Genomic DNA, 24645 nt, shown 5'->3' on the forward strand with positions numbered 1-24645 from the left:
TTCGAAACAGCTTATTTAGTATATCTCGCAGGGAATGCTTTGTCAAGAACTTTTTAAGATTTTGTAAAAATTCTTTTCCGCACGCCTTGCGCGATAACTTTTATATCTTACCTCGCGAGATCTAAACTGTCAAGATGTTTTTCAACTTTTTTCTCGACGGCTTTCTCTCTTTCGAGGCGACTTAAATATGGTAGCATCGAAGACGGGTTCTGTCAACATGGATTTTTGTTTTTCCGATACTAACATTCGGGTTATTTTACTTCTATTTTCTCTGGCAAATTGCTTTTCTCCAGGGTGTATTTCGATTGAATAGTAAATACTTGGTAAATATTGTGACATCGGGCTTTCTTTCTGCTAAAATAAAAGCGTAGGGAATCCTACATCCATTCATCTATGTCTGATGGTGCTCCTTTGTTTAATAGAGCGAAAGACGCCCCTCTTCGGAGGGGCGTCTTTTTTATCGCTTCTTTTTATTGAAAGATTTCCATTTTTTCGATGCGGTCGAAGGCTTTGTCGATTTCATCCACGCCGACGGTGACGGCGAGGCGCAAGAAGCCGCGGCCGCTTTCGCCGAAGGCGGAGCCTTTCACGGTGAGGACGTGGGCTTCGTCTATAAGCTTTTGCCACACCTCATCTTCGGTAAGGCCCGTGGGGCGAATGTCCACGAAGAGGTAGAAGGTGCCTGTGGGGTAGGCGATGCGAATGTTGTTGAGGCGCTTGAGCCGTTCGTAGGCGTGGAAGGTGCGCTTTTTAAATTCTTCCACCACCGCAGGCTGCACTTCTTCGCGATGGGTGAGGGCGTAGAGGGCGGCGCGCTGGGAGATGGCAGGGGCGGTGTAGACATTATTTTCGTTCACGGATTTCGCCGCGGCAATGAAGTTTCTCTCCCCTAAGATGTAGCCGATGCGCCAGCCGGTCATGGCGAAGTTTTTGGAGAAGGAGCGCAGGGTAATGGTGCGGTCTTTGCACGCATCCAAGGATGCCATGGGAACAAAGGGCCCGTCGTAGGAAAAGGCGGTGTAAATATCGTCGGCTATTAGATAGAAGTCTTTTTCTTCCGCCAAGCGGCCCAGGGCTTCGAGCTCTTCTTTTTTCAAGCACAGGCCCGAGGGATTGTTTGGCGTGTTGACGATCAGGGCCTTGGTTTTGTCCGTGACTTTTTCGCGAATCACATCGATGTTTGGGCGAAAGCCCGCCTCGGGATCGGTGGGAATAAACACGGGCACGCCCCCTGCCATTTTCACCTGATCGGCGTAGGGGGCGAAGTAGGGCTCGATAATCATGACTTCGTCGCCTTCATCGAGCATGGTTTCGAGGACGAGCCACATGCCGTGGCAGGCGGAGGTGGTGACGAAGACATTGTCAGGCGAAAGATCGACGCCGTATGCCTCTTTTTGAAAATCCACAATGGCGGCGATGAGCGCTTCGTCGCCTCGGCTATTGGTGTAGTGGGTGTGGCCGGCGCGGGCATCTGCCGCGGCGGCATCGATGATGGCTACAGGCGTGGTAAGGTCGGGATCGCCTAAGGTGAAGTCCACCACATCGGGATGGGCTTTGGCCAAATCGGCGCCGGCCGCCAAAGCACCGCTTCCTTGGGCTGCATATTTTTTCGAAATTAAGGGCTTCTTCATGCTTCCTCCTCTGTGGCTTCCTTTTCTGCTATACTAAAATTATTGCAAGAATCTTTGTGATCGGTTTAGGAATGGTTCTATTATAAAGGAGGCTTCGCGGAATGGCAAAAAAATCGGACTACACAGTGCCCATGGTGGAGAAGGCACTGCAAATTTTGCATTTTCTCTTGGAAAACGGCGGCGCCCACGGCACGGGCGACATTGCAAATCGCCTGAATCTGCCCAAGGCCAGCGTGTTTAAAATTCTCTACACTTTGGAGCGGGAGCATTTCGTGGCCAAGGACAGGGAGGATCGCTACCGATTGGGCCTGGGCTTTATTCCCTACGACGCCGAGGTGCGCAATCGTTGGGATTTCACCACGGTGACGCGGCCCATTATGGAGCGGGCCGTGGCCACCATGGGGGAAAGTTTGAATCTAGGGATTTGCGCCGACGACACCATTGTGGTCTTGGACACGGTGGCCGGGGAAGATTTCTATATTATGCGCCACTTAATTCCCGTGGCGCCCCTGTATTGCTCCGCCATCGGCAAGATTTTTCTCGCCGAGTACGAAGAAGAGGCTTTGGATCGCTACCTCGCTCGCCACGAACTGGCCCCCCGCACCATTTCCACGCTGACGACGAAGGAGGCCCTTGCCGCGGATTTGCGTGAGGTGGTGGAAACGGGCACGGCCCACGACCGGGAAGAGTATGAATACGGCCTGACCTGCATGGCCAAGGGCGTGTATTTTAACGGCAAGCTCATCGCCGGGGTGAGCCTCTCCGGCCCCACGAGCCGCTTGGAGCACAAGGGCATGGAGAGACTGGAAGAGGCCTTGGCCGATGTGGCCGATGCTTTGGCGGCGGAACCGGGCTTGGGGACCCTTTTGTCTCTGTGATTTTTCTTTATTTTCTCGGGCCCGTTGTTTTTTCGACGATGCAAAGCGTGGCCCTGCTCGTGCCCGGGCTTTTGTGGGCATTAAAAAAGCGGCCGGCGATAAGAATCGCAGCCCTCGCCTTTTTTCTTTTCGCCCTCGCCCTTGCCCTTCTCGGCATCGACGGAGCACCTGCAGCCCTCGTCGCCTCGATTTTGCTCCTCGCCTATGGCCTGCCTCGGATGAAGCGGCCCCTTTATCTGCCCGCCATCTTCTTTCTCATCCTTCTTCAAGGCGGGCTCTTGGCCTTTCGCGGCACCTTTTCTCCCTCGAGCGCCCCTTTCTCCTACGCCTTTGTGAATCTTCTCTTCGTGGCATCGGAGGAGGTGTTTCTGCGGGAGGTCTTGCGGAAGCGATTGGGCTCGGGCTTTTTCCCCGCCCTCTTTTTGGGCCTGCTCTGGGGCATTTGGCACGTGCCCTTTCACCCGACGGCGGGCTACGGGGCCATACAAATCATTCACGCCGCCGCTCTAAGCCTTTTAATCGACGGCATCTACGATTTTTCCGGCCTCGCCACGGCGATTTTTCTTCACAGCCTACATAATGCCCTGCCCCTGTTTTTTCACGCCGCCTTTTCTCCGGCGGATCACCTGCTTTTCTTCTGCGGCTGCTGTCTCTTTTATTGCTTCGTAACGAAAGTTACGGCATCAAAGCCCCGGGGGCCTTATTATAGAAGAAAAGATACCGACGAGGAGGATTTATGAGTTTATTTTTAGCACCGATTCACCAAATAATGTACGATAAAATTCACTACACCGACGATTTGGCCACCGCACTGGCTGAAAAAGATCCATTCGCGGCCCGGGCTCTGGAGGAAAATTTCCCCGCCATCGAAAAAGAGCCCCTGGAAGCGGTAATCGATGAGGGAAACATTCACGGCTGGCTCGCCGAGCGTGTGGTGCTGGCGGAAAAGCGCTTGGCTTTTGCGGCCTGCGCCCTGGCGAAAAAAGACCGCGCCGGGCTAATGGATGCCGTCAAAGACTTCGGCCGAAAGGAAGCTTTTTCAGGAAGCGCCGATGAGGCCTTCATCCTCTACAATCGCCGCTTTTTAAACGGCATGCCCTGCGACCGCGTTCACATGCCTGAAGAGGCGGAAGAAGGCGTCGCCTGGCGCATCACGCGAGACGTCCACGGCGAATACTACGACGAAGCCGGCCTTTACGACGCTCTTATCGCCGCCTGGTGGGAGGGCTTGTTGGACGGGAGTGAATTGAATTACCATCGTGACGGAAATTTATGCACGGTAAAATAAAAAGGCTGCCGCATTTGCGACAACCTTTTTTTTTTGCTTTCTACGCATCCATGTTCACGCGCCACTTGCCCTTGAAGTAATAAATCATGGTCAAAATCCAGGTGAAGACCCAGCTAATGGGGTAGCTCCAGCAGATAATATCGATGGTTTTGTACATGGGCATGGCGATAAAGATCCAGCTCAGGCGAATGATGAACATGCCGATTAAGGTGATGACCATAATGGGTACGGCGGTGCCGCTTCCCCGAATGGCCCCGGAGAGGACTTCCGTCGTGGAAAAAATCACGTAGAAGGGCGCCAGGATCACGATCATTTTCGCCCCGTAGAAGATGACGTCTTTTTCCATGGTGAAAATTTTCATAAGGGGCGTGCGGAAGATCACGAGGATGGAGGAGACGGAGGCCACGAAGATAAGGGTCATGGCCAGGGCGGTGACAATGCCGGATTTCAGACGCTTGTGCTGTTTCGCGCCGATGTTTTGCCCCACGAAGGTGGTAATGGCCAGGGCGAAGGCCTCAAGGGATGTGAAGACGAAGCCGTCGACCCGGCTCGCCGCAGCCACCCCGGCGATGGCCTGGGCACCGAAAACATTGATCTGTGCCTGAATGATGACATTGGACAGGGCGATGAGGCCCCCGGAGATGGCGGCGGGCAAGCCGATGGCCACGATGCGTTCCAAGGATGCCTTGTGGAAGCGAATGCGCTTCAGACGCAGGCGGTAAATGTCCGTGGTCTTTAAAAGGCTCAGCATAACGAGGATGCCCGAAACGGATTGGGCCAAGGCCGTGGCGATCCCTGCCCCGACGGCGCCCATTTTCAGCACGCCGACGAAAATCAAATCGAGAAGGATGTTCAGTCCTGCGGCAATGGCAAGGAAATTGAAGGGGCGTACGCTGTCGCCAACGCTTCTTAAAACCGCCGAGCCCATATTATAGACCATGACGGGAATCAGCCCCGCAAAAAGAATGCGCATGTAGCGAATGGCCGAGCCCATAACTTCCGCCGGCGTATCGATCCAGGCGAGAAACTGCGGCGTAAAGGCGACGGTAATTATAGTAAGGGCCAAGCCGCCATAAAGGGCGATGGCGAAATTGGTATGTACCACTTTTCCCAGATTGGCCCGATCTTTCGCGCCGTAGTATTGGGCCACCAAAACGGATGTCCCGGTGGAAAGGCCCATAAACAGGGCCACGACGAGAACGGTGATGGCGCCGGATGCGCCGATGGCGGCCATGTCGATTTTTCCGGCGAAGCGGCCGACGATTAAAAGGTCCACCGTATTATAGAGCTGCTGCAGTAAAGCGGAGAGCAGAAGGGGCAGCGTGAAGGTAAGGAGTCGTTTCCAAATGACGCCTTCGGTTAGATTGACATTTTCTCGCTTCATAGTCCCTCCCTTTCTTTTCTCAATGACACGATGACCTATCTTAACACAAGCCGGGGAATATTCCCACAGAAACGGCTGAATTTTACAGCTTCTTTCCCTTTTCTACGGTTTTAATAATGGATTGGGCAAAGGCGTAGCGCATGGCCATGGATTCCAAAACCATGACCCCTTCGATGGTGGCGCCGGCGGGAGAGGTGACTCCGTCTTTCAGCTGACCGGGATGCAGGTCCTTTTCCGTCATAAGATCGCAGGTGCCCGCCACGGCTTTCGCCGCCAAGGTGTAGGCCAAATCCCGCTTCATGCCGCAGGCGCAGGCGCCGTCGACGAAGCCTTCGATGGCCATAGCCACAAAGGCCGGGGTGGCGCCGGTTAAGGCGGTGACGATGTCCAGATCTTTTTCGTCCACCTCGATGATGTCTCCCGCGCCTTTTAAGAGCGCTTCAAAGGATGCTTTTTCCTCGTCGCTCATGGCGTAGCCCGGGGTGTAGGCGATGACGCCGCGTCCCACGGCGACGGGGGTGTTGGGCAAGATGCGGATGATTTTTTCCGTAGGCGCCATTTTTTGAAGCCTGTTAAGGCTCACCCCTGCAGCCATGGACACGATGATCTGCCCTTCCACCTTCGGCGCGATCTCTTTCATCACCGCCTCCACCATGTAGGGCTTGGTGGCGATAAACAAAATGTCGGAATGGTCCACGACGGCGCTGTTGTCCCGGGTTTGGAAGGTGGCGATGTCCTTTTCGCGGGGGCAGCCGACGAAAAGATCGTGACCTTCTTTTAAAAACACATCGTAAAGGGCCCGGCCCATGTTGCCGAGACCGATAATGCCAATGTTCATTTGCATCCCTTCCTTTCTTGAAGCACTATTCTCCTTACAGTATACTATTGAACAGGAGGTCATGCATGGATAAGACGATTTCTCTGAAAAAATTATTTTTTACTTTTCTAAAGATCAATACCTTTACATTCGGCGGCGGCTACACCATCGTGCCCATTATTCGGGACGAGTTTGTAGAGCACCAGCCTTTAATCAGCGAAGACGATATGTTGGACATCGTGGCTCTGGCTCAGTCAGGGCCCGGCGCCATGGCCATCTCCGCCTCCCTCTTAACGGGATACAAATTGCGGGGACCGGCGGGGGCGGCGGTGTGTCTCATCGCAAGCGTACTGCCCTGTTTGGTGATTATTCTCTCCATTAATATGGCCTACCGCCAATTCCGCTCGAATTTTTACGTGAACGCGGCTTTGGTAGGGATCAGCGGCATTATTTCCGCCGTACTCTTTCTCACCACCTACCGCATGGGCAAGCGGGCCATAAAAGACGACCACGGCTTTTCCGTGTTGATGATTCTCGTGGCCACGGCCCTGGGGATGTTTACGGATATTAATACGGCACTGATTATTTTGCTTTTAGGTTTCAGCGGCATTTGCATCACGAAATTTGAAGATTACACGAAAGAAGGACACTGATGAAAGAGTTTTTGCACAAGAAAAACGTGCACCCGAATTTAAAGACCTACGGCATCGACGCCTTGGGCGCCATGGCCTACGGCCTCTTCGCCACGTTGCTGATCGGCACCATTTTAAACACCATCGGCACCCAGCTGAACATTCCCTTTTTAACGGAGACCCTTTGGCCCATGGCCCAGGCGGCCACAGGCCCCGCCATCGCCATGTCCATCGCCTTTGCATTGGATGCGCCGCCCTTGGTGCTCTTCGCCTCTTCTGTCGTGGGAGCGGCGAGCTACAAAATCGGTGGCCCGGTGGCCGTCTACATCGCGGCCATTGTGGCGGCGGAAGCGGGCAAGCTCATCAGTAAGGAAACCCGGGTGGACATTCTCGTCACCCCGGCGGTAACTGTCCTCACCGGGACATTGATCGCCGTCTTGGTGGGCCCTTCCATTCAATGGCTTATGGAAAGCGTGGGCAAACTGATTATGGCCGCTACGGAACAGCAGCCCTTCCTCATGGGGATTCTAGTCGCCACCATCGTGGGCATCGCCCTCACCCTGCCCATTTCGAGCGCCGCCATTTGCATGATGCTTTCCCTGGCGGGCCTCGCCGGCGGAGCGGCCACCATCGGCTGCTCGGCGCAAATGATCGGCTTTGCCGTCATCTCCTTTAAGGACAACGGCTTCGACGGCCTCTTCGCCCAAGGCCTCGGGACAAGCATGCTTCAAATGCCCAACATCGTGAAAAACCCCAGAATTTGGATTCCGCCCACCGTGGCCGGCGCCGTGATCGCGCCCCTTTCCACCGTGGTCTTTAAACTGGAAAACACGCCCCTGGGAAGTGGCATGGGCACCAGCGGTCTCGTGGGACAAATCGGCACCATTCAAGCCATGGAAGGGGCCATGCCCTTTGCCAAGCTCATCCTCGTCATCGTCATGCTCCACGTCATCCTTCCCGCCATCATCAGCTACATCGTCTACCGCGCCATGAAAAAGCGGGGCTGGATCGCCGACGGGGATATGCGCTTGGATATTTAGGAGATGGCCATGTTACTTGCGAAATTATTTTTTGAATTCTTTAAAATCGGCCTCTTCTCCTTCGGCGGCGGCTACGCCACCATTCCCCTGATCCAACAATTTATCGTGGAGCGGGAAGGCTGGCTCACCATGACCCAGTTTACGGATCTGGTGACCATCAGCCAAATGACCCCGGGCCCCATTGCCATTAACAGCGCCACCTTTGTCGGCGCCCAAGTGGCCGGGCCCGTGGGCTCCGTGGTGGCGACGGCGGGGGTGACGGCGCCGCAAACCATCATCATCCTCACTTTGGCCTACTTCCTCTTTACGAAACAGCGCTCCTTCCGCCTGATGGACATGCTCCTTCGGGGAATCAAGGCGGGGATTATCGGCCTGATCTTCATCGCTTCCTATGACATGTTTAAAAACGCCCTGTGGCCGGAAGGGGGCGGCCTTGAAATCGTCGCCCTCATTACCTTTGTCGTCGGCGGCGTGCTCTATGCGAAAAAAATGGATCTTATCAAGCTCATTATGTTAGGCGCCGTCTTAGGCATCGTTCTGAAACTGGCCTTGCCCCTTGTATCCTAGACTGCACCCCCTTGCGGGGAATTTTTCAACCGAGGTGAATCATGAAATACATTCTGGCCATCGACGCGGGCACCACGTCCAATCGGGCCATTCTCTTTGACGAAGATGCCCGGGTTATCTCCGTGGCGCAAAAATCCTTCCGCCAATTCTTTCCCCAACCGGGCTGGGTGGAACAGGATCCCGCGGAAATTTTAGCCACCACCGTCGGCGTCTGCGCCGAAGCCATCGCCCAGGCCCAGGTGGATCGAAAAGACATTGTGGCCATGGGCATTACCAATCAGCGGGAGACCACCATTCTTTGGGACAAGAAAACAGGCAGGGCCATCGCCCCGGCCATTGTGTGGCAATGCCGCCGCACCGCCGATCGGGCGGAGGCCGTGAAAGAAGCGGGCTACAGCGACATGATCCGCGAAAAGACGGGACTTGAGGTGGACGCCTATTTTTCCGCCACGAAAATTGCCTACATCCTCGACCACGTGGAAGGGGCGCGGGAGAAGGCGGAAAAAGGCGAGGTCCTTTTCGGCACCGTAGACAGCTTTCTCCTCTACCACTTAACCGGCGGCGTGCACCGCACGGACATTTCCAACGCCTCACGCACCATGCTCTTTAATATCCACAGCCTGGATTGGGACGAGGAGTTGTTAAAACTTTTCAACATTCCTCGTGCCTGTTTGCCGGAAGTACTGCCCACGGCGGCCCATTTCGGAAACACCTTGGCAGAACACTTCGGCATCTCCATTCCCATTACGGGCATGATCGGCGATCAACAATCCGCCCTCTTCGGTGAGCAATGCTTTGAGGTGGGCGAAGTGAAAAGCACCTTCGGCACCGGCGCCTTCGTCTTGATGAATACGGGGCACAAACCCATTATCAGCGAACACGGCCTCCTCTCCTCCTGTGCCTGGGACATCGGCGAGGGGCCGATCTACGCCATGGAGGGAAGCATTTTCGCCTGCGGCAGCGTGATTCAATGGCTGAAAGAGGATTTGGGCCTCGTGGCCTCCCCGGAAGAGACGGCGGCCTTGGCTGAAAGCGTGAAGGAGAAAAATCCCATGCTCTTCGTCCCCGCCTTTACGGGCCTGGGCACCCCCTATTGGGATCCGGAAGCCCGCGGCACTATTTTCGGTATCAGCCGCTCCACCACCAAAGCCCACTTGGTGAAGGCGGCTCTGGATGCCATCGCCTACATGAGTGCCGATGTTATCGACGCCATGGAAAAAGATTTGCAGGCGAGCCACGACCGCATTCTCGTCGACGGCGGCGTGAGCCACAACGACTACCTCATGAAGACCTTGGCCGATGCCATTCACCGCTCCGTCCACCGGCCGGCATTGGTGGAAACCACGGCACTGGGCGCCGCCTTTATGGCGGGCATGGGCTGCGGCCTCTACAAGGACCTTTCGGACATAAAAAAACGGGCCTCAAAGGCCCAAGTGCTCGCCCCCTCAGGCGCCGACCTCACGGCGGAGCGCGCCCGCTGGAAAAAAGCCGTCGCCGTCACCATGGCCAATCACATGGATTGACCGAAGGCGTTTAGGCGCTGAATTTCTTTTTCGTGATCCGCTCCCTCCCCCGGGGTTTCCAAAATCATGGGAAGATCCCTCACGGGATGGGCATAGAGAAACCGCCCGAGCACGTCCAAACCGATTTCGCCCGCACCCACCGGTGCGTGGCGATCTTTTTTTGCGCCGAATGGGGTGAGGGAGTCGTTCACGTGGACGGCCTTTATTTTTTCAATGCCGATTAATTCGTCGAATGTATGAAAAAATTTCTCGGGATCCGACAAATCGTAGCCGGCGCTGAACAAATGGCAGGTATCCAAGACCACGCCTACATCCTTCGATGCCAGGGCGTCGATGATTTCTGCGATCTCCTCAAGCCGCCAGCCGATTTCCGTGCCCTTACCGCTCATGGTCTCGAGGCAAATGGCCCGGTGGGGAAATAATTCCTTCCCCCGATCCATGGCGTCGATGATTCGGCGGATGCCCACCGACCCACCGTCTTTCGTGTGGCTTCCCGGATGAAAGACGTAGACCGTATCCTCCGGGTAGTTGGCGAGAAGATCCATGTCTGAAGTGAAGATCTCGAAGCTTTTTTCCCGCACGTCTTCCCGGCTCGAGGCCAGGTTCATGGTGTAGGCGGCGTGGGCGACGATGGGGCCGAAATCCTTTTTCATGCGAATAAACTTTTCCATGTCCGCCACATCAAGCGCCCGCGCCTTGGAGCCCCGGGGATTCCTGGTGAAAAATTGATAGGTAGTCGCCCCGTAGGCCTTCACTTCTTCCATGGCCTTGACAAAGCCCGAAGTCGTCGACGTGTGGTAACCGATCCTAAGCATCCTATTTTCCTTTCCTTCTTAAATCCTCAAAAGACACAAGAAAAAAGTGCCCGCAGGCACTCTTCCCAAAAATCTCAACTAAGCCAGAGGAATGTAGTTCACCACCGGCACCTCGTAGGGATGGATGCGGTCGATGATCCGCTGCACTTCTTCCCGGTCCTCTTCGTCGATGCGAAATTCCATTTTCATTTCCTCCCGCGTCTGCACCTGACCGATGACGCCGTCGTAGGGATCGGCGCCTTCCAGGGGCCGCCAGTGGCCTTCCACCTTCGTCAGGCTGAAGGTGTAGTCGTAATTGCCTTCGCGGAAAATGTCCGCTTCGTTTAAATCATTGGCGAGCTCCACGACGAAATCTTCCGGTATGAAAATTTCAACTTTTAAATAACTCATAGAACCTCCCCTTCCATATCATCCTCAATGTCTTCATGAATCGGGTCGATGGCATCGAAGGCGCCGCGGGCCACGAGTTCGCGGATAATATCCACGACGGCGACGTAGCTGATGAGCCCGAAGATGACCGTGCTCACGACATTCAACACCTTCATCAACGCGCCCTGGGTCATGCCCGATGCCGCAGCGGCCAAGCCGATGCCCCCGGAAAACACGAGAAAGATGATTATGACGATGGCCATTCGCCCGAAAATCATGCCCTTGTGGCCCTTGGTGATTTGCCAGGATTCTCTAATGGGCGTAAAGGCGCCTTCTCGCCCGCGAATGCCGTCGATGCCGATGACGGCACCTAGGGGCACCATGGCCAGAGAAAAGATGATCGCCGGCACAATGAGCAAGAAGAAAAAAACGACGGTGAGAATTTTTTCGATAATATAAGTGCCAATCGAAGAGACCAGCTTCGGGTTAAAAAAGTAAAAAGCGTCGACAAATTCCGGTGTTGTGTCGTAGCGAGCCATGCGATAGATCATGAGAATCAGGCCGTAGCCCACGAGGCCCACGGCGATTAAATAAATCGTATGAACGAGAAGGGATACGCCTGCCATGGCGCCGAAGTGAAATTCCGGCATGGGCATGGCGGGGTTTGCCCCCGGTGTCATAAAGGCGTCGGTGCCCAGGCCCATCATGTTAAAAATTTGGGTGAATCCCGCGACGATTAAAAGATAAATAAGTAAACTGGGAAACATGGCTTTGTAAATTTCCATGGTTGTTTTTTTCATAAGAAGCTCCTTTCGGATGTTGAATAGGGTTTGCCTTTACTTATACCCAAGACAGGGAGACATCCCACGATTTTTTACGCAGAAATTCGTCGTTTGCCGTTGATTTTTCGAATGGCGGGCAGAGCCTGGGACACGAATTGCCCGGCAAGGATTAAGATGCAGCCCAAAATCTTCTTCGGATAAAAGACCTCGCCGGCGAAAAAATAGGCGGCGAAGGTGCCGAAAAGGGATTCCGTGCTCATAATCAAGGCGCTCTCCTCGGGGCTTGCGTCCCGTTGGGCGCCGTTTTGCAGGTAAAAAGCCACCACCGTGTTCAAGAGCACGATGTAGCCCATGGCCAGGAACGTCTTGTAGGTCACCGGGGCGATGACCGTGCCCTCGCCGAAAATGAAAAAGATCACCACCGAGGCGAGCCCCGCCACGAAAAGCTGCACCATGGTAAAGGCGATGGCGCTTTGAACTTTGGGCATGTAGTGGTCGATGCGAATAATTTCGATGGAAAAAAGAAGGGCCATAATAAAGCTCAGGGCGTCTCCGCGGTTGAGTACGAGGGAGGGACCCAGGGTCAAAAAGCCCACGCCGATAACCGTGAGTATGGCCGCCACCACCATGTGCTTGCCCGGGCGAATCCCGGCGATGACGAAGCGAATAAGGGGCACGAGCACCACGTAAATCACGAGAATAAAGGTTTGATTGGCAGGCGTCGTAAATTTCAAGCCCTCCATTTGAAAGGCCGTGCTCACCGCCATTAAAAGGCTCACTTCCGATGCCCCGATTACCGTGATCCTGTCGATCTTTTTCCGCTCCTTGGGAAAGAGCAAACACAGGGCCGCCGCCCCGGCAAAAAAGCGCAGCACCATAATGAAATAGGCGTCGAAACTTTCCATGGCGATTTTCGCCGCCACGAAACAGCCGCCCCAAATCATGGCCAGGGCGAGGAGCATGAGATTGGCCCGTGCCTTTTTCGAGAGTGCCCTAGTCATCTAACCAACTCTTCAGCCGGTCCATCTCCTCCGGATCCGCCATGCCGTAGACCACCGGCGTCACCGTGACATAATCCCGCTCCAAATAGTAGCGATCCGTGCCCGAAAGGTGTTCCATGGTGCTTCTGCCCTTTAAGGTGAGGCGGCGCTCCCCTTCGATTTCCTCTTCAAAATAATAGTCGTAGGCATTGGAGCCGATTTCCGCCACGCGAAGGCCCTTTAAATCCTCCTCGTCTAAATAAGGCACATTAATATTCAACACCATGGGCTTCGCCGAAGAAAGGAAAGGCTTCTTCACCTTGTCGAAAATCTTTTTCGCCACAGCCGCTGCCGTGTCGTAGCGGCATTGGCCCTTCACCCAGCGGGCGCTGACGGCCACGGAGGGAATCCCCAAAAGCACCCCTTCCAAGGCGGCGCTCACCGTTCCGGAATAAATAATGTCCATGCCCGCATTGTAGCCCGCATTGCAGCCGGAGAAAATCACATCGGGCTTGAAGGGCACGATCTTGTCGAGCCCTGCCCGCACACAATCCGCCGGTGTGCCGCTGACGCTGTAGGCCGCCACGTCCACCCCTTCGATTTCCACGGACTTTACGATCAGAGAATGCTTAATGGTAATGGCGTGGCTTTGGCCGGAATGTTCCTCCTCCGGCGCAATCACTACCACCTCGTGTTCCTCTGCCAACACCTTGGCCAAAGCTTGTATGCCCGGCGCAAAATACCCGTCGTCGTTGGTTAAAAGAATTTTCATGCTTCCTCCTTAGAGCTCGATGAAGCGGGAAGGCACCTTGGCCTTGGCCACTTCCAAAATAAAATCCCTGCCTTCGTAAATGGCGTGTTCCGCCAAAATTTCCCGGGTGGCTCTCGCCGCCAACAGGGGGCGATTATTCTCCTCAGACAAATGGGCCAAGATCACAAACTCGCCCTTTTTCTCCAAGAGCCCCGTCAAAAGCTCCCCGCAGTGCTCGTTGGACAAATGGCCCCGGGTCGAAGCGATTCGATCCTTCAACATGCGGGAATAGGGCCCGTTTTCCAGCATATCCGCGTCGTGATTGCTCTCGATGTAATAGAGATCACTGCCGCTCATCTTCTCAAGCATGGACGTATTCACCCAGCCCGTGTCCGTGAGCACGGAAAGCTTCTTGCCGCCGGAGCGGATCACAAAGCCCGTGCCCTCGGCGGCGTCGTGAAAGAGCCCCATGGGCACGATGTCAATGTCCCCGTAGGAAAAAGGCTGCTTCGTGAGAAAGACGTGGCGCTTGTGATCGTCAATACGCTTCACCGTCTTCGCCATGGCCTGCCAGGTGTTTTCATTGGCGAAGACATCCAGGCCCCAGCGGCGGGCCAAAATCCCCACGCCCTTTACGTGATCGCTGTGCTCGTGGGTGACGAAAATGCCGTCCAGTTCCGACGGCTCCACGCCCACGGCCCGTAAATTTTCCTCGATGGCCTTGCCGCTTAAACCCGCGTCGATTAAAATCTTTTTTTCGTTCGTTTCTATATATTGGCAGTTGCCGCTGCTGCCACTGGCCAGTGCACAAAATTTCATAGTTTCCTCCACAGCCTATTATAGCAAACTCTTCGCCGGGGAAAAGAGAGGAAACACATTCTTCTTGCGCGCCCCACCGGAATTTTACAAAACGACCACAAAAAAATCCCCGAAACCGGATGGCCTCCGATTTCGGGAAAAATCATATTATCTTGCAGCTTTTCTGAATTTATTCCCTACGCATGTGGATGGCATCTTTGATGAAGGTGCCGGCTTTGACTTCGTCGTAGGCTTCTTTCAGTTCCTCTTCCGTGTTCATGACGATGGGCCCGGGCCACCAGGCGATGGGCTCGTCGATTGGCTCGGCCATAAAGAGCAGCACGGAAATTTCCTCATCCGTGTCGTTGGCGATGCGGATCTCATCGCCGTCTGCGAGTATGGCGGCATCGAAGTGATCTACGGGCTCCCCTTCCACGGTGGGGCTTCCCACGAGGGCGAAGAGGGTAATGTTCGCCCACTCGCTCACTTTGGTTTGGAATGTGCCGCCGGGCTCGATGTGGACGTCGTAGTAATTTACGGACACATAGTCGGAGAGGTGCCCTTCGCGGCCTTCGTAGCTTCCCGCCAAAAGGCGCACATAGCCGCCGTCGAAGGGGATTTCCGGAATGCTGTCTTTTTCGATGGCCAGGTAGGCGGGCGGAGCGAATTTATCTTCTTTTTTCATATTCAGCCAGAGCTGCACGCCGAAGAGCCGCTTCACCGGCGGAAGTTTTTCTTCGTGGAGGATGCCGCCCCCTGCCGTCATCCATTGAATGCCGCCGTCTGTAACGGCGTCTTCATTGCCCAGGGAATCTCGATGCACCATGCTGCCTTCCACTACATAGGAGAGGGTCTCGATGCCGCGGTGGGGATGCATGGGAAAGCCCGCCACGTAATCGGCGGGATCGGTGGCATCGAAGGCATCTAATAAAAGCAAGGGATCGGTGTCGTGCATGGTGTGGCGGCTCAAGACGTGGGTCAGGTGCACGCCGGCGCCGTCGACGCCTGCCTCGCCGCGAACCACGCGCTTAATTTTTCGAATCATAGCAGTTCCTTTCTCTTTCTGTTGCTTATTTTGCTTGCTTTTTATTGATACCCTGAAATTATTTTTTTATTTGGCGGATATTTCAATGTAATTTGTTTAAAGAAAGGGCGACTATGGTATATAAATACAAAGGAGGCGTATCTATGTTTAAGAAAATTTTAGTCCCTATTGACGGTTCTCAAGACTCTTACTGTGCGCTGAAAGAAGCGGAATTGTTGGCTGAAAATTTCGGTTCGAAGTTAATTATTCTTACTGTTTTAACAGACGCCAATGTGATCGAACATTATCCCGGCAATTTCCTTTCCACGGATTTTAAAAAGGCTCAGGCCCTTCGCGGCGAGCAAATCCTGGACAAGGCTTTGAATACTATCGAAACCAAGGGCGAGGTGGAAACCTGCGTTCGCGTGGGCCGGGCATCGGAGGAAATCGTCAAATGTGCCGAAGAAAAAGATGTGGATCTCATTGTCATCGGCAGTCGCGGCTTAGGCGGCTTCTCCAGAACCCTTTTAGGCTCCGTATCGGACAGGGTATTGAATGCGGCCAAGGTCCCCGTATTGGTCAATAAGGTAAACTGCAGAATTTAACGGACACAGCGTCTTGCTCCAGGGCGGGGCGCTTTTTTTATGGAATGAAAAGGCGGCTCGCCAAAATCCGTAAATAAAATAACTTTCCGGATAATATCCCCAACTCATTTTCTTTTGCTTGCAACACGGCCCAACAGGAATCGAAGCCCGAAGGGCTTCGCACATTTAAAAAGCGTTAGGGTCGAGGGGGATGGGGCCCCGGGGAAGGGCCAGAGGGCGAATGCGGGCGTCCTGGGCCCTTCCCCGGGTTTCAAAGCCATAAAAGAACATATTATAAGCGAATGGGAAAACACCACAAAGCTCTGTCTGCTGCGTTTTCAACTGTGCAATCATGGCTTATGCCACCGAGTAAAGGAAAATTACAGATAGTCTCTCTTCTTCAAATAAAAATACATCAAAATGATGACGGCAAAGGTAAGCCCCAAAAGCCACCAAAAAGCGTGGGGCTCTTCTGAAAAGGGCAGCGAGGTGTTCATGCCCCAATAGCCGCCGATAATGGTGGGGACGGTTAGGAGGATGGTAATAGAGGTGAGGGTCTTCATGACGTCATTTAGATTATTGCCCACGAGACTGGAATAGAGATCGGACAGTTTTTCTACTGTCACCGACGCTTCTTTTACCATGACCCGCGCTTGTGTGCTTTCGACTTTTAAATCATTGAGTAGTTGGTTTCTGGAAGAGGAGCTGTTCAGCGAATCCAGGTGAAACAAATCGTGTAAGACGAACTCATTGTTCTCCGTGGCCATGGAAAAGCGGATCAAACTTCTCGACAGTTTGATGAGTTGTTGGATGGTCTCGCTCTTCGTCGAGCGGGCCATGTCCCCCTCCAACACTTCGATGCGCGCGTTAATGTCTTTTGTCAGATCAATATAGGATTTACAGATATGGTAAGCCAGGTCGACGAGGGTTTTCTCTTTCGGAAAATTTTCGTCTTTGATCAGGCGATGCCCTTTGTTCTCTAAAAAGCCGGAGAAGGCCCGATCATCTTGGTATTTTACAGTGATGACCACCTCCTCGGTGTTAATCATCGCCAAGGGGCGGGTTTCGTAAATGCCTTTCGCCACCTCCACCGGGTAGCGGAGAATAAATAAATCGTAGGTCGAACTCTCCCGGCCGTCGCTTCGGGCCACCTCCCCGGGGTCGGCGACGGAAGAGAGGACGCTTTCGGGCACTTTGTATTTTTGTGACAAGGACCGAATCTCCTCCTCCGTCGGGTCGATGAGGTGAACCCATCGGCAGGTGTCGTTCTCTGATAAATCCTCCGTCCTTACGCTGTACATTTGATCATGGTTGTAAACATAGTATTTCATGGCATCTCCTCGAGTATCAAGTGGAAATCTATTTGCAATGGGCGATTTTTCCCATAAGCTTCTGATTAAACTCTACACCTTGCGCGGTTTTATTTCCATAGCCGAAGAGATGAATTCAAGCGACTTTTTTCTTTGCGGAAGGCCGCATTTTCCCCGTCCCCACCTTTTTTTGGCCGCGCCTAAGTTGTAAGAAAATGCCTGCGCCATTTTCTACTAATTGGGATACGTCGCGGGAAGAAGAATGTGAGGTGGGCGAAGAAACAAATTAGTCAACGAAAATTGCTTGCCCAAATCAAAATGATTCAAAAACGAAGAAGCCCAATACAAATCAAATGCCGTCAGGCATTTACACTGCTAAAAGGCGTTTGTGGGTGGATGGGGATGGGGCCCCGGGGAAGGGGCAGAGGGCGAATCGCAACGCCCTAGCCCCTTCCCCGGGTCTCAAAGCCATGTAAGAATGAATATTCAAGCGAAGAAAGTTTCTTGAATTTCTAACATTAGCTACGCTTTTAAAAATCTATCACCACTGAATTGACGCCCTTTTTCCCTCCCCCGGGAAATATGGTGTGAGAGAAATAGATGGAAATCGTGCATATAAAGTGTGCCACCGAAGAAATAAAATGGGAGAAGAACAAATCACAAGAAAAGACACAAAAAACAAAAACTCTTTTTCTATTCCTCTTGCTTGCGGATGTGCAAACAAGAGGAATATTTTCTCCTCAATATTTTAAAGCAAATATGGTTTACAACCCCCTTTCTACGCGATACAATGACCAAAGCAATTCAAAGCAGAAAGGTTGGTTTTGCAGTGAATATTTTAGATACAGTCGGAAAGACGCCCCTCGTGCAATTAACCATGGGTGGCGGCCGCATTTACGCCAAGTTGGAAAAGAATAATCCCGCCGCATCCATTAAGGATCGGGTGGCTTATCACATGATCGAAGATGCAGTGAACCGCGGCGTGCTCACGCCGGGCATGAAGATTGTGGAGCCCACGTCGGGCAACACGGGGATCGCCCTGGCGTTGGTGGGCAAGCAATTGGGCTATGATGTGGCCATCGTCATGCCCGCCTCCATGAGCGACGAGCGCAAGGCGTTGATTCGCTCTTTCGGCGCGGAACTGATTTTAATCGAAGAGGGGGGCATGCAAGGGGCCGTGAACAAGGCCAAGGAAATGGCGGCCACCGGCGAGTATTTCTTGCCGGATCAATTTAACAACCCGGCCAACCCCCGCATTCACGAGCTCACCACGGGGCCGGAGATTTTGTCGGCCCTTGATGGCGATGTGGCGGTGTTTGTAGCGGGCATCGGCACCGGCGGCACGGTCACCGGCGTGGGCCGCGCCTTAAAGGCGGAAAATCCCGACGCGTACATCGTGGGCATTGAGCCGGCGGAAAGCCCGTTGATTACGGAAAATAAAGCGGGCACCCACAAGATTCAAGGCATCGGCGCCAATTTCATTCCCGGCAATTACGATCCCGAGGTGGTGGACGAGGTCATGACCATCGAAGGCGATGAGGCCATTGCCATGGCGAAGAAATTAAGCGCAGAAGAGGGCCTGAGCGTGGGCATTTCTTCCGGCGCCAATGTGGCGGCCGCCCTGAAGCTTTCGGAGCGCTTCGAAGGAACTATCGTCACCGTGCTGCCCGATGCCGCCGAACGGTACATGTCCACGGAGCTTTTTTAGGCTATGTTATTTAAGGAGCGCATAAAAATCGGCCGAGTGATTTTAGAAAAGGACCCGGCCTGCAGAAATTTATTTGAAGCCATGTTTCTCTACCCCATGGTGGCGGCGCTGTTGAGCCATCGCCGCGCCCATCGGCTGTATAAAAAGGGCCACACCACCCTGGCCCGCTTTCTTTCCCACCGGGCCCGCAGAAAAACGGGGATCGAGATCCACCCGGGGGCCATCATCGGCGAGCAGTTGTTTATCGACCATGGCATGGGCGTGGTCATCGGCGAGACGGCGGAAATCGGCAACGACGTCACATTGTACCACGGGGTCACGTTAGGCGGCCGCGGCCTGAGCAAAACCAAGCGCCATCCCACGGTGAAAGACGGCGCCATGATCGGCGCGAGGGCCACGGTTTTGGGCCCCATTACCATCGGCGAAGGGGCCAAGGTCGGCGCCGGTGCCGTGGTGCTGGATCCCGTGGCGGACAACACGACGGTGGTGGGGGTTCCGGCGGAAAATGCCCACCCGAAAGCGGCGGATTTTCAGTTTTCTCTCCCCCATCACGCCTCCAAGGTATCTGCCCGCTAAATTACGAGCCGCCTCTCTGCACCAATTTCCATCGGCGGTGCATCAAAAGGCTATGAAAAACGTCTCCTCGCGAGGCGTTTTTTCTTTTCCTTTCTTATTGTATTGAAATTGTTTTCAAAAGATTTTATCATGGTTTATAAAGGAGGTAATTATGTTTTGTACTCACTGCGGACACGAATTGTCCCCTGAAGATAAGTTTTGTACCGGATGCGGCGCGCCTGTAGACGACGGCCCCGCGTCGGAGGAAGAAACCCTTTCCTACCGACCCGCCTCTATACCGGAAGGGGCATCTTCTACCTACGACCGCTTCCCGGAAAATAATCGCCGCCAAGTGCCCGGCCGATTTAATTGGGGCGCCTTTTCCATGACATTGATTTGGGGAATCGGCAATCGATGCTACATAACGCTATTGTGCCTCGTTCCCATCGTCAACATTATTATGCCTTTTGTTGCGGGCTTTAAGGGCAACGCTTGGGCCTATGAAAACAACCGCTACCGCGACATGGAAGAATTTTCCCAAGTACAGGACACCTGGAATCGGGCGGGCTTCATCTGCTTTATCGCGCAACTGATCATCGGCGGATTCTGGGTTTTCTTCGTACTTTTGTCCGGCATAACCCTTTTTACGGCTCCTTATTTAGGTGATATATGATGAAATGTTTACATTGCGGCGCAGACAATGCAACCGATGCAAAATTTTGTAAATCCTGCGGTCAACCGTTGGAGAGTGAAATCGTAGAGGACACGGCCGTCATCAAACCGGTGGACGCTTACGATGCGGACCCGGCCTATGGCTACGACGAGGTCGAGGAGAAAAAGCCCGTGGACAAAAAGAAGGGCGTCATCATCGCCGCTTCCGTGGCCGCCATCATCGTGCTTCTTGTGCTCTCGGTGTTTATCTACCGCACGAGCCGGCGGATCAGCTTGGAAAAATCCGCTGCCGCCGCCATTGAAGATGAAAATTACGACAAGGCCCGGGAGCAGTACGAAAAGCTCTACGACATGATAGGTCGCAGCGTCTACAAGGAGCGGGCCAAGGACGCCAAGACCATGGCCAAGGATCAGGCGCTTTTGGATGATGCCGAAGATGCCCTCGAAAAGGGCTCCTTCAATGAAGCTCTGCGGATTTACACCGCCATCGAAGAGCACGACAACGATCTGTCCGATGAGGCAAAAGAGGGCGCGAAGGATGTGGTCAGTTCCGCCGCCGATGAGGTTTGGGCCCGGATGGACGGAGACGATTTCGACGGCGCCATGGACATGGTCAACGAACTTATCACCGTGGCACCGAACAACGACCGCCTGGCCGATTTGAAGCAAAAGGTAAAGCAGGGGGCGAAAAATTTAAGCGAAGAAAAAATTCGCGCCGCCACTGCGGAATCGGAAGCCGCCAAGGCCGCGGAATCGGCGAAAAAAAGTGCCAAGAAGGCCTCGGAAGCGAGCCGCATTCTCTATACCTATCAATACGTCACCGCCGCGGAAGCCAATGTGCGCACGGGCCCAGGGAAAAATTATCCCGTGGCCTACACTTTGACCCGCGGCGCCGAAGTCTACGTCATCGACACCCGCTCGGATTCCGTCAGGACCTGGTGCAATATCGGCGACGGATGGATTTCCTACCGCACTTTAAACGGCGAATTTTAAATATTTCCAGGAGATTCCTCCCAAGGCCCTTATTTAATTGCATAGCCAACTGATTAAAATCCGATTTTCTATTTTGAATAAAAATTCGTTTTTACATGGTTTTGGGGCCCTGAGATGGGGAAAAAGCGTCAATTCTGTGGTTATAGATTTATCAAAGCGTAGCTGACGTTAGAAACTCAAAAAACTTTCTTCGCTTGAAAATTCATTCTTTCACGGCTTTTAAACCCGGGGAAGGGGCTAGGGCGTTGCGATTCGCCCTCTGCCCCTTCCCCGGGGCCCCATCCCCATCCACCCACAAACGCCTTTTAGCAGTGCAAATGCCTGACGGCATTTGATTCCTACTGGGCCGTGTTGCGTAAGAGAGATTTTGAGTTGGAGAAGTCTAATTTTTATAAATGGTAACGGCTCGTCCGACTCATTGTCATCGTCCAGCGAAAAAGCCCAGTATGAAAAAAACCCTGTCGGCGGACAGGGTTTTGTTTTGCGCTTATTTCAAGCTGCGGCCAAAGGCATCGGCCTTTAAGGCGGCGGCTTTTATTTTTTCCACGGAAATGGGTTTGCTCGAGCGCTTGTATTCCGTGGTTTCGGGAACGAAGGTCATCATTTCGTCCAGATCGTCTGCCGTGAGGCCCACGTCTTCCAATGTAATGGGCAGGCCCAAAGACTGATTGAAGCGGGCGATTTTTTCCAGCTCCACCTCGTTGTCGTCGTAGGCGTGAAGGACCATGACGCCGAAGGAGACCACTTCGCCGTGAAGGTACTCCCCTACTCTCGGGATCAAGCAGGCGGCGTCGAAGAAGATGTGGGCGATGTAGGAATTGTAGTAGAAATCCGGCTGATTGGTGAGGTTGCTCACATAGCCTGTGGAGACCAAGACGTCCAGAGCGATTTCTTCCACGGCGCGGGAGACGCGGTTGTTCTTCACATCCTCAAGGCCTTCTTTGCCCCACTTCAGGAAGGGCTCTTCGCAGGTTTTGGCAATGCCTACGCCCAGGCGGGCCATGTGGCTCAAGTCGTCGCCCTTCGATGCGGAAAGGACTTCCGCCTGTTTGCTGATGCCGTCGCCGATGCCGGCCCAGAAGTAAATCTCAGGGGCTTCGGCGATGATTTTCAGGTCGATAAAAATATCCGAGGGAGACTTGGGAAATTCGTAGCCTTCCACCCGGCCCGACTCGTCGTAGACCACGGCGATGGCGGTCATGGCCGCGCAGTTGGAACAGATGGTGGGAAAGGAAAAGGCGGGCTTGTCGGCGCGGAGGGAAAGGACTTTCGTCGTGTCCAGGGCCTTGCCCCCGCCGATGCCGAAGAGCACGTCGGCTTCTTTCACGGCGGGCTCATTTTTCAGCCGCTCGATGTTGGCGTTGGTGCACTCCACGCCGTAGACGAAGGTGCCGGTGATTTCCACGTCGGTTCCTTTCAGGGCGTCGTTAATTTTTCCCGAGGCGGCCTTTAAGGCGCGCTCGCCGCCGATGAGGGCGACTTTTTTAAAGCCCCTCGACGCCAGCACGTCGGGCAATTCGTCGTATCCGTCTTTGGACAGATGGTAATTCGGCATATACATAATCTATTCCCCTTTTCTTTGCGATAGTAGAAAAACACTATACACCCCCGCGGGATGAGACGCAAGTATGAATGAGGAAGAATCTATTCTTCCTCTGCGGGCTTTTCCCGGCCCTCTTCTTTTTTATCTTCCCCTGCCTTTTCATCCGGCGCCTTGTCTTCCTTCGGCTTTGCCTTCACCGGCTTCACCGAGGGCATAATGCCCTTGGCCACCACTTGGGGGAAGAGGTAGAGGCCCAGATTTTTCGGGTGGGTGTGGTCGGATATAAAGAGTTCGTCTTCTTCCTTGGCGATTTTGTGCCAGTCGATAAGGTGTACCCGCTTCGACGCCTTCGCAGCATTGGCGAGCTTCTCATTCACCGGCTCTTCCCAGGGATCGGGCATGACCGTGTTGACCAAGTACACGGGATGCTCTCCCGTGGCGGCGATGAGGTCGTCAAGCACCTTGGTATTGAAGTCGTAATTGGTGCCCAGCTGAATGACGATGGGGGCGTCCTCTGAAAGGGCGCTTAAATCGTGACTTTGAAGAACCTCCAAGCCCTTCTTCATTTGGCGATTTTTCATGCCGTCGACGGTGAATTTCGGCAGAAGCAGTTTAATGTATTCCGCTTCCATTTCCGTAAGGCTGTCGCCGATCATTAGGCCGTCCCGCGCGGCCAGGGCGTTCACCTCTTTTTCCCCTAGGGCCACTTGGGGCCAGCGGCGGTTGATTTCCTTGATTTCGTCGGAGAGGTTTTCGTCGTCGATGGGCTCGGGGGCCTGGGCCTTGGCCGCTTCTTTTTCCTGTGCCTCGATTTTTTTCGCCTCGGCCTTTTCTTTTGCCGCCATGCGGGCGGGGCTGAAGGCAAAGGTGCCGATGAGTGTCATAAGGACGAGGGCGGCGGCGGAGACGGTCCAGATCCGCTTTTTCACCGGGCGCTTAAAGAGGCGGTAGGTCACTTCGCCTAAAATGAAGAGGACGGGCAATTGAAGGAGCACCACAACGAAGTAGGACAGTTCGCTGTGGGAGAAGGCCTGTTGAAAGACGAGCATCACCGGGTACTGCCACAGGTAGAGCTCATAGCTGCGGGTGCCGAAGTAGCGAAGCAGGGGATTGCCCAGGGCCTTGGCGGTCATGTTGTCGTCTTTTGCAGTATAGAGCAAGAGGGCCGCGCCCACGATGCTGAAGAGGGCCATGCCGCCGTAGTAGAGGAAGGCGGAGGTTCTGAAGAAGGCGAAGGAGAGGAGCATGAGAAGCAAGAGCCCCGCGGCGGGCAGTGTTTTCGCCTTTTGACTGCCTTTGAAGCTGCCCTTTTCGCCGATGAGCCCGGCCAAAGCGCCCACGGCGAAGGCGAAGTAGCGGGTGTCCGTGCCGTAGTAAATGCGGGTAATGTCTTTTGTAAAGGGCGTCATCAGGGGCATGAGGAGAAGGGAGATCCCCCCGGTAACGACGAGGGAAAGGGCGAGCTTGCCCCGATTTTTTCCGCAGAAGGTTCTCAAAATTGCCCAGATAAGATAAAACTGCAGTTGTGCCGACAGGGCCCAGAAGTGGGTAAAGGGCAAAAATTTCCCGTGGAGATCGAAGTAAGAGAAGCCGCGGAGAATTTGCTGGTAGTTGTTTACGCCGAAAATGGCGCTGATCCCCGAAGCGGCCACGTCGCGAAATTCCCCCTGAAAAGCGATGGCGGCGATGAAGACCACCACGGCCACGACAAAGACCAAAGGCGGCGTAAGCTTTTTGTATTGTTTGGCAAATTTCTTAAGGGGGGCATGGTTTTTTTCCGATAAGTGTTGGCCCATGAGCAGGTAGCCGGAAAGGAGGAAAAACATAACCACGCCCAGGTAGCCGCCGACGATTTTGTGGGGATAGAGGTGGTAGAGGATCACGCCCCACAGGGCCAGAGCCCGAAGCCCCGTAAAAGATTTTATTTCTTTGTGCACATTCAGTCTCCTTCTTAACGCACGAAAAGAATGGCCATGTGACCATTCTTTTCGTCTTTTTTAA

The 24645-nt window shown here is 53.9% G+C and carries 25 protein-coding genes; 12 read left to right on the forward strand and 13 right to left on the reverse strand.

Annotation, left to right across the window (positions count from 1 at the left end):
* Positions 1–470: 470 nt before the first annotated feature.
* Positions 471–1631, reverse strand: coding sequence for an aminotransferase class I/II-fold pyridoxal phosphate-dependent enzyme (locus WKT05_RS09770; protein WP_340413930.1), 1161 nt, complete (start codon positions 1629–1631; stop codon positions 471–473).
* A 101-nt stretch (positions 1632–1732) separates the two neighbouring features.
* Between WKT05_RS09770 and WKT05_RS09775 the strand changes: the two genes are divergently transcribed.
* Genes WKT05_RS09775 through WKT05_RS09785 form a run of 3 tightly spaced genes read left to right on the forward strand, consistent with a single transcriptional unit; the run spans position 1733 to position 3797 of the window.
* Positions 1733–2509 carry an IclR family transcriptional regulator gene (locus tag WKT05_RS09775; protein ID WP_340413931.1) on the forward strand — a complete coding sequence of 259 codons (777 nt, stop codon included), beginning with the start codon at positions 1733–1735 and terminating at the stop codon, positions 2507–2509.
* A complete protein-coding gene (locus WKT05_RS09780) occupies positions 2506–3249 on the forward strand; it encodes a CPBP family glutamic-type intramembrane protease (RefSeq protein WP_340413932.1) in 744 nt (247 codons plus the stop codon). The genes WKT05_RS09775 and WKT05_RS09780 overlap by 4 nt, the downstream gene beginning before the upstream one ends.
* Entirely contained in the window at positions 3246–3797 is a 552-nt protein-coding gene (locus WKT05_RS09785) for a hypothetical protein (protein WP_340413933.1), read from the forward strand. The genes WKT05_RS09780 and WKT05_RS09785 overlap by 4 nt, the downstream gene beginning before the upstream one ends.
* A gap of 40 nt (positions 3798–3837) precedes the next feature.
* Here WKT05_RS09785 and WKT05_RS09790 read toward each other — a convergent pair whose 3' ends face one another.
* Both WKT05_RS09790 and proC read right to left on the reverse strand, forming a co-directional pair.
* Positions 3838–5181 carry an MATE family efflux transporter gene (locus WKT05_RS09790; RefSeq protein WP_340413934.1) on the reverse strand — a complete coding sequence of 448 codons (1344 nt, stop codon included), beginning with the start codon at positions 5179–5181 and terminating at the stop codon, positions 3838–3840.
* An 82-nt stretch (positions 5182–5263) separates the two neighbouring features.
* A complete protein-coding gene (gene proC / locus WKT05_RS09795; protein ID WP_340413935.1) occupies positions 5264–6019 on the reverse strand; it encodes a pyrroline-5-carboxylate reductase in 756 nt (251 codons plus the stop codon).
* A gap of 65 nt (positions 6020–6084) precedes the next feature.
* Here proC and WKT05_RS09800 point away from each other — a divergent pair, with 65 nt between their 5' ends.
* Genes WKT05_RS09800 through glpK form a run of 4 tightly spaced genes read left to right on the forward strand, consistent with a single transcriptional unit; the run spans position 6085 to position 9760 of the window.
* Positions 6085–6651, forward strand: coding sequence for a chromate transporter (locus WKT05_RS09800; protein WP_340413936.1), 567 nt, complete (start codon positions 6085–6087; stop codon positions 6649–6651).
* Positions 6651–7670 (forward strand): PTS transporter subunit IIC, encoded by a 1020-nt coding sequence (locus WKT05_RS09805; protein WP_340413937.1) that lies wholly within the window; start codon positions 6651–6653, stop codon positions 7668–7670. The genes WKT05_RS09800 and WKT05_RS09805 overlap by 1 nt, the downstream gene beginning before the upstream one ends.
* A 9-nt stretch (positions 7671–7679) precedes the next feature.
* On the forward strand, positions 7680–8237 hold the full coding sequence (locus tag WKT05_RS09810) for a chromate transporter (protein ID WP_340413938.1): 558 nt from the start codon (positions 7680–7682) through the stop codon (positions 8235–8237).
* 41 nt (positions 8238–8278) lie between these two features.
* Complete coding sequence (glpK, locus tag WKT05_RS09815) at positions 8279–9760, forward strand: glycerol kinase GlpK (protein WP_340413939.1); 1482 nt, start codon at positions 8279–8281, stop codon at positions 9758–9760.
* Here the strand turns inward: glpK and WKT05_RS09820 are convergent.
* From WKT05_RS09820 to WKT05_RS09850, 7 genes are all read right to left on the reverse strand, one after another.
* Positions 9748–10575 (reverse strand): deoxyribonuclease IV, encoded by an 828-nt coding sequence (locus tag WKT05_RS09820; protein ID WP_340413940.1) that lies wholly within the window; start codon positions 10573–10575, stop codon positions 9748–9750. The two genes, glpK and WKT05_RS09820, sit on opposite strands and share 13 nt — an antisense overlap.
* Positions 10576–10653: 78 nt before the next feature.
* Positions 10654–10965 (reverse strand): divalent cation tolerance protein CutA, encoded by a 312-nt coding sequence (gene cutA, locus WKT05_RS09825; protein ID WP_340413941.1) that lies wholly within the window; start codon positions 10963–10965, stop codon positions 10654–10656.
* Complete coding sequence (locus tag WKT05_RS09830) at positions 10962–11744, reverse strand: hypothetical protein (protein WP_340413942.1); 783 nt, start codon at positions 11742–11744, stop codon at positions 10962–10964. The genes cutA and WKT05_RS09830 overlap by 4 nt, the downstream gene beginning before the upstream one ends.
* A 74-nt stretch (positions 11745–11818) precedes the next feature.
* Positions 11819–12727, reverse strand: a complete 909-nt coding sequence (locus WKT05_RS09835) for a DMT family transporter (protein WP_340413943.1) — start codon at positions 12725–12727, stop codon at positions 11819–11821.
* A complete protein-coding gene (gene surE, locus WKT05_RS09840; RefSeq protein WP_340413944.1) occupies positions 12720–13478 on the reverse strand; it encodes a 5'/3'-nucleotidase SurE in 759 nt (252 codons plus the stop codon). Before surE ends, WKT05_RS09835 begins: the two co-directional genes overlap by 8 nt.
* Before the next feature lie 9 nt (positions 13479–13487).
* The gene (locus WKT05_RS09845) at positions 13488–14276 is read right to left on the reverse strand and encodes an MBL fold metallo-hydrolase (RefSeq protein ID WP_340413945.1); all 789 of its coding nucleotides are present in this window, start codon (positions 14274–14276) and stop codon (positions 13488–13490) included.
* 169 nt (positions 14277–14445) lie between these two features.
* Positions 14446–15300 carry a pirin family protein gene (locus tag WKT05_RS09850; RefSeq protein WP_340413946.1) on the reverse strand — a complete coding sequence of 285 codons (855 nt, stop codon included), beginning with the start codon at positions 15298–15300 and terminating at the stop codon, positions 14446–14448.
* 143 nt (positions 15301–15443) lie between these two features.
* Here WKT05_RS09850 and WKT05_RS09855 point away from each other — a divergent pair, with 143 nt between their 5' ends.
* Positions 15444–15884, forward strand: a complete 441-nt coding sequence (locus WKT05_RS09855; RefSeq protein WP_340413947.1) for a universal stress protein — start codon at positions 15444–15446, stop codon at positions 15882–15884.
* Between the two features lie 359 nt (positions 15885–16243).
* Here WKT05_RS09855 and WKT05_RS09860 read toward each other — a convergent pair whose 3' ends face one another.
* A complete protein-coding gene (locus WKT05_RS09860) occupies positions 16244–17194 on the reverse strand; it encodes a magnesium transporter CorA family protein (protein WP_340413948.1) in 951 nt (316 codons plus the stop codon).
* Positions 17195–17963: 769 nt separating this feature from the next.
* Here WKT05_RS09860 and cysK point away from each other — a divergent pair.
* The 4 genes from cysK to WKT05_RS09880 all read left to right on the forward strand — a co-directional run bounded on the left by cysK (position 17964) and on the right by WKT05_RS09880 (position 21101).
* The gene (gene cysK, locus WKT05_RS09865; protein ID WP_340413949.1) at positions 17964–18881 is read left to right on the forward strand and encodes a cysteine synthase A; all 918 of its coding nucleotides are present in this window, start codon (positions 17964–17966) and stop codon (positions 18879–18881) included.
* 3 nt (positions 18882–18884) lie between these two features.
* Entirely contained in the window at positions 18885–19457 is a 573-nt protein-coding gene (gene cysE / locus WKT05_RS09870; protein WP_340413950.1) for a serine O-acetyltransferase, read from the forward strand.
* Between the two features lie 151 nt (positions 19458–19608).
* On the forward strand, positions 19609–20109 hold the full coding sequence (locus tag WKT05_RS09875; protein ID WP_340413951.1) for a zinc ribbon domain-containing protein: 501 nt from the start codon (positions 19609–19611) through the stop codon (positions 20107–20109).
* Positions 20106–21101, forward strand: a complete 996-nt coding sequence (locus WKT05_RS09880; RefSeq protein ID WP_340413952.1) for an SH3 domain-containing protein — start codon at positions 20106–20108, stop codon at positions 21099–21101. The genes WKT05_RS09875 and WKT05_RS09880 overlap by 4 nt, the downstream gene beginning before the upstream one ends.
* A 487-nt stretch (positions 21102–21588) precedes the next feature.
* Here the strand turns inward: WKT05_RS09880 and WKT05_RS09885 are convergent, their stop codons facing one another.
* Positions 21589–22662 carry an iron-containing alcohol dehydrogenase family protein gene (locus tag WKT05_RS09885; protein ID WP_340413953.1) on the reverse strand — a complete coding sequence of 358 codons (1074 nt, stop codon included), beginning with the start codon at positions 22660–22662 and terminating at the stop codon, positions 21589–21591.
* 83 nt (positions 22663–22745) lie between these two features.
* A complete protein-coding gene (locus WKT05_RS09890) occupies positions 22746–24581 on the reverse strand; it encodes an acyltransferase family protein (protein WP_340413954.1) in 1836 nt (611 codons plus the stop codon).
* Positions 24582–24645: the final 64 nt, after the last annotated feature.

Origin of the sequence: Peptoniphilus sp. HCN-40583 (assembly GCF_037892835.1) — a bacterium.
Classification (GTDB): Bacteria; Bacillota; Clostridia; order Tissierellales; family Peptoniphilaceae; genus Aedoeadaptatus; species Aedoeadaptatus rachelemmaiella.